Annotated in this window: 10 protein-coding genes; 4 read left to right on the forward strand and 6 right to left on the reverse strand. The window is 63.8% G+C overall.

All coding sequences use genetic code 11. The features are described 5' to 3' along the window. The first annotated feature begins 51 nt into the window (after positions 1–51). Positions 52–1,284: a class I SAM-dependent methyltransferase gene (locus ACQR1B_RS27100; RefSeq protein ID WP_434835441.1), complete on the forward strand. Its 1,233-nt coding sequence runs from the start codon at positions 52–54 to the stop codon at positions 1,282–1,284. A 98-nt stretch (positions 1,285–1,382) separates the two neighbouring features. Next, positions 1,383–2,417: a cysteine synthase A gene (locus ACQR1B_RS27105; RefSeq protein WP_434835442.1), complete on the forward strand. Its 1,035-nt coding sequence runs from the start codon at positions 1,383–1,385 to the stop codon at positions 2,415–2,417. Positions 2,418–2,507: 90 nt separating this feature from the next. On the opposite strand, the gene ACQR1B_RS27110 is transcribed toward ACQR1B_RS27105, so the two are convergent. The 4 genes from ACQR1B_RS27110 to ACQR1B_RS27125 are packed head-to-tail and all read right to left on the reverse strand — an operon-like array spanning position 2,508 to position 7,040. After that, a complete protein-coding gene (locus tag ACQR1B_RS27110; RefSeq protein ID WP_434835443.1) occupies positions 2,508–3,251 on the reverse strand; it encodes an amino acid ABC transporter ATP-binding protein in 744 nt (247 codons plus the stop codon). Positions 3,252–3,273: 22 nt separating this feature from the next. Next, positions 3,274–4,794: an amino acid ABC transporter permease gene (locus ACQR1B_RS27115; RefSeq protein WP_434835444.1), complete on the reverse strand. Its 1,521-nt coding sequence runs from the start codon at positions 4,792–4,794 to the stop codon at positions 3,274–3,276. Then, positions 4,791–5,996, reverse strand: a complete 1,206-nt coding sequence (locus tag ACQR1B_RS27120; protein ID WP_434835445.1) for an amino acid ABC transporter permease — start codon at positions 5,994–5,996, stop codon at positions 4,791–4,793. Before ACQR1B_RS27120 ends, ACQR1B_RS27115 begins: the two co-directional genes overlap by 4 nt. Positions 5,997–6,023: 27 nt before the next feature. Further along, positions 6,024–7,040, reverse strand: a complete 1,017-nt coding sequence (locus tag ACQR1B_RS27125) for an amino acid ABC transporter substrate-binding protein (protein WP_434835446.1) — start codon at positions 7,038–7,040, stop codon at positions 6,024–6,026. Positions 7,041–7,353: 313 nt separating this feature from the next. On the opposite strand from ACQR1B_RS27125, the gene metC reads away from it, so the two are divergent. Further along, positions 7,354–8,547 carry a cystathionine beta-lyase gene (gene metC, locus ACQR1B_RS27130; RefSeq protein ID WP_434835447.1) on the forward strand — a complete coding sequence of 398 codons (1,194 nt, stop codon included), beginning with the start codon at positions 7,354–7,356 and terminating at the stop codon, positions 8,545–8,547. Positions 8,548–8,670: 123 nt separating this feature from the next. Next, a complete protein-coding gene (locus ACQR1B_RS27135) occupies positions 8,671–10,362 on the forward strand; it encodes a Na/Pi cotransporter family protein (protein ID WP_434835448.1) in 1,692 nt (563 codons plus the stop codon). Between the two features lie 15 nt (positions 10,363–10,377). Here the strand turns inward: ACQR1B_RS27135 and ACQR1B_RS27140 are convergent, their stop codons facing one another. Both ACQR1B_RS27140 and ACQR1B_RS27145 read right to left on the reverse strand, forming a co-directional pair. After that, positions 10,378–10,716: a lipid-A-disaccharide synthase N-terminal domain-containing protein gene (locus ACQR1B_RS27140; protein WP_434835449.1), complete on the reverse strand. Its 339-nt coding sequence runs from the start codon at positions 10,714–10,716 to the stop codon at positions 10,378–10,380. Then, positions 10,716–11,453: a glycosyltransferase family 2 protein gene (locus ACQR1B_RS27145; RefSeq protein ID WP_434835450.1), complete on the reverse strand. Its 738-nt coding sequence runs from the start codon at positions 11,451–11,453 to the stop codon at positions 10,716–10,718. Before ACQR1B_RS27145 ends, ACQR1B_RS27140 begins: the two co-directional genes overlap by 1 nt. Positions 11,454–11,462 lie beyond the last annotated feature (9 nt).

Below are 11,462 nucleotides of genomic sequence, written 5' to 3' on the forward strand. Positions count from 1 at the left end.
CCAGCCGTCCGGGAGACTGGACGCAGCGTCGTTTGCGTGAATGGAACTGCCATGCCGGACGTCATCCCCGTTACTCCAGACAACATCGACAAGGTACTCTCCGACCTGCCCCGCCTGCCCCGTCTCGCGCTCGGCTTTGGCTCGCGCTTGCGAAAAGGCACCCTCGACGTGACCTTGCCGGATGGCCGCATCATCAGGCTCGGCGGCGTCGAACCGGGTCCAGCGGCCGCAATGATCCTGGCCAATTACGCTTTCGCCTCGCGCCTCATCAATGGCGGCGACATCGGCATCGCCGAAGCCTATTTGAACGGCGATTGGGACACCCCCGACCTCACGCAGTTTCTCTATCTGTTCTGCGTGAACCAGCATCTCCTGCAGTCGATGCTGGAGGACAAGCCGCTGATCCGTTTCGCCCAGCTGGTACGGCACTGGTTCAACCGCAACACCAGGCGCCAGGCGAAACGCAACATCTACGCCCACTACGATATCGGCAATGCGTTCTACTCGACCTGGCTCGACCCCAGCATGACCTATTCCTCGGCGCTGTTCGAGGAGCATACGACCGACCTCACCGCCGCGCAGACCAACAAGTACAAGCGGCTCGCCGAGGCGATCGATCTCAAGCCCGGCCAGAAACTGCTCGAAATCGGCTGCGGCTGGGGCGGCTTCGCCGAATATGTCGCCAAGACGTTCGGCGCCAAGGTCGTGGGGCTGACGATCAGCGAGCAGCAGCGCGACTTCGCGCAGCGCCGCATCCATGAGGCCGGGCTCGCCGAGAAGGTCGAGATCCGGCTGCAGGACTACCGCGACGAGCGCGACCGTTACGATCGCATTGCTTCGATCGAGATGATCGAAGCCGTCGGCGAGCAATTCTGGCCGAAATATTTCTCGCAGTTGCGAGATCGTCTCCTGCCCGGTGGCCTCGCGGGCGTTCAGGCGATCACCATCCAGGACAACCTCTTTCAGCACTATCGGCGCGAGGTCGACTTCATCCAGCGCTACGTCTTCCCGGGCGGCATGCTGCCAACCCCGCAGATCCTCAAGTCGTTCGGCGAGCGGTTTGGCATGCCCGTCATTCGCGAACGCATCTTCGGGGAAGATTATGCCAAGACGCTCGCGATCTGGCGAAGCAATTTCCGCGCGGCCTGGCCGAACCTCACGCCGTCGGGCTTCGACGAACGCTTTCGGCGGCTGTGGGAATATTATCTGTCCTACTGCGAAGCGGGTTTCCTGTCGGGCAACATCGACGTCAGGCAAGTCGTTTTCGCCAAGTCAGGGTCGTGACGTCCAGGATCGTGACGTCAGCGCCTTACGCCGCACTGGAGACTGGGCTAGGGTCTCCCTAGATGTGGTTGAGGACATCTTCCCAAGGTAATTGCGACATGGCCATTAGAAACGACGTCGTCGAGGCGATCGGCAACACGCCCCTGATCAAGCTCAAGCGCGCCTCGGAAGCGACGGGCTGCACCATTCTCGGCAAGGCCGAGTTCATGAATCCGGGCCAGTCGGTGAAGGATCGCGCCGGCAAGTGGATGATTCTCGAGGCTGAGAAGCGCGGCGACCTCAAGCCCGGCGGCCTGGTGGTGGAAGCCACTGCGGGCAATACCGGCATCGGCCTTGCCGTGGTCGCCGCCGCGCGCGGCTATCGCGTGCTGATCGTGATCCCGGAGACTCAGAGCCAGGAAAAGAAGGACATGCTGCGGCTGTGCGGCGCCGATCTGGTCGAGGTGCCGGCCCTGCCCTTCAACAATCCCAACAACTATGCGCATGTCGGGCGCCGCCTCGCCGACGAGTTGCGCAAGACTGAACCGAACGGCGTCTTGTTCGCCGATCAGTGGAACAACCTCGACAACGCCAAGGCGCACTACGAATCGACCGGCCCGGAGATCTGGGAGCAGACGAACGGCAAAGTCGACGCTTTCATCTGCGCGGTCGGCACCGGCGGGACATTGGCAGGCACCAGCCGCTATCTGAAGGAAAAGAACAAGGACATCGTGATCGCCTGCGCCGATCCGCACGGCTTTGCGATGTACGAATGGTTCAAGAACGGCGTGGTCAAATCGACGCCGGGCGATTCCATCACCGAAGGCATCGGCATCGGCCGCGTCACCCCGGTCATCGAGACCGCCAAGGTCGACACGGCTTTCCTGGTCTCGGACGAGGACGCCGTCAACACCATCTACGACCTGCTGCAGCACGAGGGCCTATGCCTCGGCGGCTCGACCGGCGTCAACGTCGCTGGCGCAGTGCAACTGGCGAAGCAGCTCGGCCCCGGCCATACGATCGTGACCATCCTGTGCGACTCCGGCAACCGCTATCAGTCGAAGCTGTACAATCCCGACTTCATGCGCTCGAAGAACCTGCCGGTGCCGGCCTGGCTCGAGCGGCGCAGCGGAATCAAGCCGCCGTTCGTGTGAGGCGAGTAGCGAGTAGCGAGTAGCGAGTAGCGAGTAGGATCTTTCGTCTATTCGCGATTCGCTACTCCCTATTGCCATTTGCCCCTTACATTAATGCCGCAGGATCTGGCTCAGGAACAGCTTGCTGCGCGCATGCTGCGGGTTGGCGAAGAACTCCTGTGGCGTGTTGGACTCGATGATCTGGCCGGCGTCCATGAACACGACGCGGTTGGCGACCTCACGGGCAAAGCCCATTTCGTGGGTCACGACGAGCATGGTCATGCCCTCCTGGGCAAGATCGACCATGGTGTCGAGCACCTCCTTGACCATCTCCGGATCGAGCGCCGAGGTCGGCTCGTCGAACAGCATGACCTTCGGATTCATCGTCAGCGCGCGGGCGATCGCGACGCGCTGCTGCTGACCACCGGACATCTGCCCCGGATATTTCTGCGCCTGGTGCGGGATCTTGACCCGCTCCAGGAATTTCATCGCCGTCGCCTCGGCTTCCTTCTGCGGAATGTTGCGCACCCAGATCGGCGCCAGCGTGCAGTTCTCCAGCACGGTGAGATGCGGGAACAGGTTGAAGCTCTGGAACACCATGCCGACCTCGCGGCGGACCTCGTCGACCCGCTTCAGGTTCGGGCCGAGATCGATGCCGTCGACATTGATCTCGCCCTCCTGAAACTCCTCCAGCGCGTTGATGCAGCGGATCAGCGTCGACTTGCCGGAGCCCGAGGGCCCGCAGATCACGATGCGCTCCCCCTTCGCGACCGACAGGTTGATGTCGCGCAACACGTGGAATTCGCCGTACCATTTGTTGAGGGCGGCAATGCTGACGATCGAATGTGCAGTCATGGATCTCTCGATGATCTCTGGCTCAATTGCGCCGGTGCGCGTTCAAACGGCGCTCGACCAGCATGGAGTAGCGTGACATGCCGAAGCAGAAGGCGAAGTAGATCATGCCGGTGAAGGCAAAGCCGGTGAAGGCCGTGGTCGGCGTCGCCCACACCGGATCGGCGAACGAGGCCTTGAGGCTGCCGAGCAGGTCGAACAATGCCACGATCGACACCAGCGAGGTGTCCTTGAACAGCGAGATGAAGCTGTTGACGATGCCGGGAATGACGTGGCGCAGCGCCTGCGGCAGCACAATGAAGCTCGTCGTCTTCCACCAGGACAGGCCGAGCGCGCTCGCCGCCTCCGCCTGGCCGCGCGGAATGGCCTGCAGGCCGCCGCGAATGACCTCGGCCATGTAGGCGCCCGAGAACAGCGCGACGCCGATCAGCGCCCGGACGAGGCCGTCGACCCTGACATTGCCGGGCAGGAACAGCGGCAGCATGTAGGTGGCGAAGAACAGCACGGTGATCAGCGGCACGCCGCGCACCAGTTCGATGAAGGCGATCGAGAAGATGCGGATCAGCGGAATCGTCGAGCGGCGGCCGAGCGCCAATGCGATGCCGATCGGCATCGATGCAACGATGCCGATCACCGAGACGACCAGCGTCACCAGCATGCCGCCCCACAGCCGGGTGTCGACGATGGGAAGGCCGCCGTGATCGAGGCCCATGATCGCAATCACGAGCGCGATGCCGACGAAGGTCGCAGCCGTCGCGATCACGCTGCGCAGCGCCCTGCTCCCGCCGCCAATGACGAACACCAGCGCCGTGACGACGATCGCCGTGATCACGAGATCATTCCACACCGGCTGGTGCGATTGCTGCAACTCATGGCGGATCCACACCAGCGGCCAGATCACCAGCGATGCGAGCGTTCCGATCAGCACGACGAGCTTGCCGAGCAGCCACAACAGCATGCCGACCACCGGCACGTTTGCGCCGGCGCGGACCAGCGCGTTGCCTGCCGTATCGATGCTTTCCACGAACAGCTGCAGCGCGCTCGTGGTCCAGCTCACGCCGAAGCCCGCCAGACCGCCGCCGTACAGAAGGAAGAACGCGACAACCGGAAGAGCAAAGAAGAAGATGCCGGCGTTCAGTCCCTTGGCCGGCAGCCGCGGGATCAGCAGCGGTACCAGCAGCACCACCGCCAGGATGTAGGTCAGATCGACCCGCCAGCGTTCGGCCTCGGGATAGAAGCCGTACATGAACTGGCTGAACTTCGCGGTGATGTAGGGCCAGCAGGCCCCGACGGGGTGACCCGCGTTCTGCGCCAGGCACGCGTCGCGATCCTTGCCGACCCAGACCGCGTCGACCAGCAGAAACTGCAGCGCCGGGATGACGGTGAACCAGATCAGCAGCGCGCTCAGCAGCGTGAGCAGAACGTTGGTCGGCGAATTCAGCAGCTGGGTGCGGACGAAGCCGACGAAGCCGGTGGTCTTGATCGGCGCGGGCCGCTCGCCCGCCAGATCCTGACGGATGAAGTTGGAAGCCGTGATGTCGGTCATGCGCCAAGCCTCTTGCCGAGCCGCCAACTGTAGAAGCTCATGATCGCGCTCGTGATCAGCGACAGCGCCAGATAGACGCCCATCGTGATCCCGATGATCTCGATGGCCTGGCCGGTCTGGCTCATCGTCGTTCCCGCGAACACCGAAACCAGATCAGGATAGCCAATGGCCACCGCGAGCGACGAGTTCTTGGTCAGGTTCAGATACTGATTGGTCAGCGGCGGCAGGATGACGCGCAGCGCCTGCGGCACCACGATGAGCCGCAGCACCGTCCCGCGGCTGAGGCCGAGCGACAGTCCCGCCTCCATCTGCCCCTTGTGGACCGAGAGAATGCCGCCGCGCACCACCTCGGCGATGAAGGAGGCCGTGTACATCGTCAGCGCCAGGGTCAGCGCGACGAATTCGGGAATGATGCGCGAGCCGCCGGCAAAGTTGAAGCCCTTCAGCACCGGGACCTCGAACTCCACCGGCGCCCCGAACACCAGCATCGTCAGCACCGGCAAACCGATCAGGAGGCCGAGCACATACGGCCAGATCCGCATCGCATGCCCGCGCAGGAACAGCTCGCGCCGCGCAAAATAGCGCAAGCCGATCGAGGCGACGATCGCAATGGCAAGCGCAATCAGGAACGGCATCAGGCCGGGCTCTTCGACCGGCCGCGGCACGATGAAGCCGCGATTATTGAGATAGAAGGTCGAGGCCACCGAGATGCTCTGCCGCGGACTCGGCAGAGCGGACAGCACCGCGAGATACCAGAACGTGATCTGGAACAGCAGCGGCAGGTTGCGGATGAGTTCGACATAGGCGCCGGCCACCCTGGACAACAGGCCGTTGGGAGACAGCCGCCCCAAGGCGATGAGCAGGCCGAGAATCGTCGCCAGCACGATGCCGATCACCGAGACCAGCAGCGTATTCAGGATGCCGACGATCAACACGCGCGTGTAGCTGTCGGAGCCGGAGTAGCTGATCAGGGTCTGGTTGACGTCGAACCCGGCCGTGTTGTTGAGGAAGCCGAAGCCCGACGTGATGCGCTGGGCTGCGAGGTTGCTGCGTGCGTTAGCTACGATTTCGTAGCCAACCCACGCCAGGACTGCGACGAACAGGATCTGCAGGATGATGCCGTTCCATCCTGCCTTGCCCCCGAGCATGCGCTTCAACCGAAGCCCATATTGCGGAGGCGGTAGCCTCGCTTCGATGCTCATCGCCGCAGCCCCGATATCGTGCAGTGGTCAGCGGATCGGCGGAGCGTATTGCAGACCACCCTTGTTCCAGAGCTGGTTCAGACCGCGCGCGATCTGCAGCTTGGAGCCGGCGCCGACATTGCGGTCATACATCTCGCCGTAATTGCCGACCGCCTTGACGATGCGGGAGAACCAGTCCTTGGTGAGACCGAGCTGCTCACCGAGATTGCCGTCGGTACCGAAGGCACGCTTGAACTCGGGCTTGTCGGACTTCGCCATCTCGTCGGCGTTCGCCTGCGTCACGCCGAGTTCTTCCGCGGTGACCAGTCCGAACAACGTCCACTTGACGATGTCGAACCACTGGTCGTCACCGTGACGGACCATCGGCCCCAGCGGCTCCTTGGAGATCACTTCGGGCAGCACGACGTGGTCGGCGGGATTGGCGAGCTTCAGCCGCTCGGCATAGAGGCCGGAGACGTCAGTCGTGAACACGTCGCAACGGCCCGATTCATACGCCTTGACGGTCTCGTCGGCGCCCGCGAACGCGATCACTTCGTACTTCATCTTGTTGGCCTTGAAGTAGTCGGCGAGGTTCTGCTCGGTCGTGGTGCCGGTCTGCACGCAGACGGAGGCGCTGTTGAGCTCGAGCGCCGAATTGACCTTCAGGGCCTTCTTCACCATGAAGCCCTGGCCGTCATAGTAGGTCACGCCGGCGAAATTGGCGCCGAGCGAGGTGTCACGCGACAATGTCCAGGTCGTGTTGCGCGACAGCACGTCGACTTCGCCAGACTGCAGCGCAGTAAAGCGGTCCTTGGCCGAGAGCGGAACGTACTTCACCTTGGTCGGATCGTTGAAAATGGCGGCGGCAATGGCACGGCAGACGTCGACGTCGAGCCCGGTCCAGTTGCCCTTGTCGTCGGGCGACGAGAAGCCGGGGAGGCCCTGGCTGACGCCGCAGGCGAGCATGCCGCGATCCTTGACGGTCTTGAGCGTTTCGGCCTGGGCGCCGACGCTCGCCAGCACCGGGGCGAGAGCAAGAGTGAGAGCCAGAGTGACGCGTTTCATAAATACAGCCTTTCGCGGTCGTCCTAGGGGAGCGATGAAATCTCAGCGCGTGGATGGGCTGACCTGAATCCGCCGTGCAAACGCCATACCAAGAATATGGCGCACACCATGCACAACCGGACGTGCATGCATGATCGAGCGGAAATCGCGGCAAGCCCCTCAACGTGCAGCGATCGAATAGCGTCGGCATCACAGAACGACTGGCGGTCCGGGTCAAGGGGTTGACGGCCCTGTTCTGCATTCTGTTATTAACGACCGCAATACCGCCTGATTTGAGCTGTCTCGGCAGGCTCTCACGAGAAAAGACACGCGAATGACATCATCGAACGACCCCGCTGCGGCGGTGCGACAAAACGTCGAGACACGGCTGATCACGGCGGGACGGGATCCACGGGCGCAGCACGGATTCGTGAATCCCCCGGTCGTTCATGGCTCGACCGTTCTGTATCCCACGGCGGAGGACCTGCACGCGCATCGCGGCGAATTCCAGTATGGCCGTCACGGCACCCCGACCACGAAGGCGCTGCAGCAGGCGCTGATGGCGCTCGAGGGACCGCAATGCGCCGGCGTGGGAATCGCACCCTCGGGGCTTGGGGCGATCTCGACCACCCTGCTGTCGGTGCTCAAGGCCGGCGACCATTTGCTGGTCTGCGACAGCATCTATCGGCCAACCCGCAATTTCTGCAACGGCATGCTGGCCCGCTACGGCGTCGAGACGACCTATTTCGACCCATTGATCGGCACAGGAATTGAGCAACTGCTCAAACCGAATACACGCGCGGTGGTTGTCGAGGCGCCGGGGTCGCAGTCCTTCGAGATGCCGGACATCCCGGCGATCGCAGCCGTCGCCCATGCCCATGATGCGCTCGTCATCGACGACAACACCTGGGCGACGCCGCTGTACCACCGCTCGCTCGACCAGGGCGTCGACATCAGCATGCAGGCGGCCACCAAATATATCGGCGGCCACTCCGACATCATGTTCGGCACGATTTCGGCCAACGCGAAGGCGTGGCCGCTAATCTCCGAGGGCATCCGTCTGCTCGGCGTCTGCGCCGGTCCGGATGATGTCTTCCTGGCTCTGCGGGGCGTGCGGACGCTCGGCGTGCGGCTGGCGCAGCATCACAAGTCGGGGCTGGAGATGGCGCGCTGGCTCGCCGCGCGTCCCGAGGTGAAAGAGGTGCTGCATCCGGCGCTGGAGAGCCATCCGGGGCACGCGATCTGGAAGCGCGATTTCACCGGAGCCTCCGGCCTTTTCAGCATCGTGCTGCAGCCGAAGCCGCAAGCCGCCGTCGACGCCATGCTCGACACACTGACGCTGTTCGGGATGGGCTATTCCTGGGGCGGCTTCGAAAGCCTGGCGATCCCGTTCGACTGCGCGAGCTACCGTACGGCCACCAGCTGGGCGCCCGGAGGCCCGACGCTGCGCCTGCACATCGGCCTCGAAAACGTCGAGGATCTCAAGGCCGATCTCGACCACGGCTTCGCGGCCTTCAACGCCGCCTGACCACATCGGCAGCGGCCGACGGAGCGCCCCGCAATCGGGCATGCGGGGCCGACAAAATAGCGTTGATCCGCTGCCGATTGGGCGTAGCCTCCGCATGAACGGAAGCGGACACGAACGGGTATCATGGTTCTGCTCGATCTGATGGGTGGCGTGGCGCTGCTGCTGTGGGGCCTTCACATGGTCCACAGCGGCATCCTGCGCGCCTTTGGCCCGGATCTGCGTCTGCTGCTGTCGCGGGCGCTGCGAAACCGGTTCAGCGCGCTCGCCGCCGGGCTCGGCCTCACCGCCCTGCTCCAGAGCAGCACCGCGACGGCGCTCATCACCACCTCCTTCGCGGCGGAAGGCCTCGTCGGCCTGATCCCGGCACTGGCGATCATGCTGGGCGCCAATATCGGCACCACCCTGATCGTGCAGGTGCTGTCGTTCAACGTGGCGGCGGTCGCGCCGATCCTGTTCGTGCTGGGGCTGGTGGCGTTCCGCAGCGGGCCACGATCGCGAATCAAGGACCTTGGCCGGGTATCGATCGGTCTCGGGCTGATGCTGCTCTCGCTGCACATCCTGATCGACACCTTGGCGCCGGCCGAAGAGGCGCCGGCCATGCGCGTATTCATGCAGGCCATCACGGCTGACGTCACGCTGTGCGTCATCTTCGGTGCCGTCATCACCTGGATCGTGCACTCGAGCGTCGCCAGCGTGCTGCTGGTGATGTCGCTGGCCTATGCGCATTTCGTTACGGCCGATGCGGCCATGGCGCTGGTGCTGGGGGCCAATCTCGGCAGCGCCGTCAATCCCGTGTTCGAGGGCGGCCGCCGCGACAACCCGGCGAGTTACCGGCTGCCCGTCGGCAACCTCCTCAACCGCATCATCGGCATCGCGCTGGTCGCGCCCTTCCTGCATCCGCTTGCAGCTCAGCTGCAGCAATGGCAGCCCGATCTGTCGAAGCTGACGGCGCAGTTCCACATGGTTTTCAACCTCGGCACGGCGGTGGTCTTCATCGGTCTGCTCGGCGGCATGGAGAAGCTGCTCACGCGGCTGTTCCCCGATCGCCCGGCCGAAATCGATCCGGCCAAGCCGCGCTATCTCGACGAGACCGCGCTGGAAACCCCGTCGCTGGCACTCGCTGACGCAGCGCGCGAGGCGCTGCGCATGGGCGATCTGGTCGAGACCATGCTGCGCAACGTCATGACCGCGATGATGACCAACGATCGCGGTCTCGTCGACCAAGTCTCGCGCGCCGACAATGTCGTCGACCGGCTCGACGAGGCCATCAAGCTCTACATCACCAAGCTGACGCGCGGCAGCCTTGATGAGCGCGAGGGCAAGCGCGCGATGGAGATCATCTCGTTCGCGATCAACCTCGAGCACATCGGCGACATCATCGACAAGAACCTGAGCGAGCTCGCGACCAAGAAGATCAAGCGTCGGTTCCAGTTCTCCGCCGAAGGCGCCGACGATCTGCAGGCGTTTCATCGCCAGATCATGGAATCGCTGCGCATCGCCTTCGGCATCTTCATGTCCGGCGATGCGCAGCAGGCGCATCGGCTGCTCGATCAGAAGGCGGAACTGCGCAACGCCGAACTCGGCGCCACCGAGCGGCATCTGGAACGTCTGCGCGAGGGCCGCTCCGAGACGCTCGAAACCACGTCGCTGCATTTGGACGTGCTGCGCGACCTCCGGCGGATCCATTCCCACATCTGCTCGGTGGCCTATCCGGTGCTCGATGCGGCCGGCGAGGTCGCAACCCGCCGCGAGACGGCAGATAGCACGGCCAGCGTCGCCCTGCCCGCCTCCTCGATCCAGCCGCTGCCGCGTTGAGGTCAGCGGCCTCGGTCAGTTGCTGAGCGTCTGCGACTCGCGCTGGCGGTTCTTGAAGATCAGCATGACGTTGCGGACGTAGATGATGTTCGACAGCAGCTGGCCGAAGATGATGACCGGCTCGCGTTTGACGAGGCCGTAGACCAGCGTCATCAGCCCACCGCCGATCGAAAAGAACCAGAACGCCAGCGGCACGACACTCTTGCCCGCCCGCTCGCTCGCGATCCACTGCACCAGGAAGCGCGCCGCGAAGGCAAGCTGTGCGGCGAGGCCGAACACCAGCCAGAAATCGAACTTGGCGATGAAGATGTCGTAGAGATAGTTGCTGAACGCCTGCCCGAATTGAATCAGCATTACGTCACCTCGATCGCGATCGGCGTCGGCTTCTTGCGGCGGATCAGCCACCACACGCCGGCGAGATCCATGATCCCGATCCAGAGCCGGTCGAAGAACCCGTAGTTCGAGACGCCCGAATGCCTGGGGCGGTCGATCACGTCGATATAGGCGATGTCGTAGCCCTCACGCCGCACCAAGGCCGGCAGGAAGCGGTGCAGACCATCGAAATACGGCATCATCAGGAACACGTCGCGGCGAACCGCCTTGAGGCCGCAGCCGGTGTCGCGAGTGCCGTCATGCAGCACCGCATTGCGGATCTTGTTGGCGAACCGCGATTGCAGCTTCTTGAAGCCGGTGTCCTTGCGGCCGACCCGCTGCCCGGCGACGAGACCCACGCGTGCCCCGCCCTTTTCGAGCGCGCCGATCAGGTCGGGGAGGAAGGCCGGATTGTTCTGTCCGTCGCCGTCGAGCGTCGCAACCATCGCACCATGGGCGGCGCGGATGCCGCTCCTGACCGCCGCCGACTGCCCCGACGATTTTTCATGGCGGAGGACCCGCAGGTTCGGGCGCCGCGCCATCTCCTCGGCGAGCCGCTGCGCGGTGTCGTCGGTCGAGCCGTCATTGACGTAGATGATCTCATACGGCCACAGACCATCGAGCGCGGCCGCGATCTCGGTGATCAGGGGCGTGATGTTGCCGGCCTCGTTGCGCACGGGAACGACGATGGAGACGGCAACGGGGGTTTCAGTCGACAAGAGCGAGAC

The organism is Bradyrhizobium oligotrophicum (assembly GCF_051168495.1).
Lineage (GTDB): Bacteria > Pseudomonadota > Alphaproteobacteria > Rhizobiales > Xanthobacteraceae > Bradyrhizobium > Bradyrhizobium oligotrophicum_A.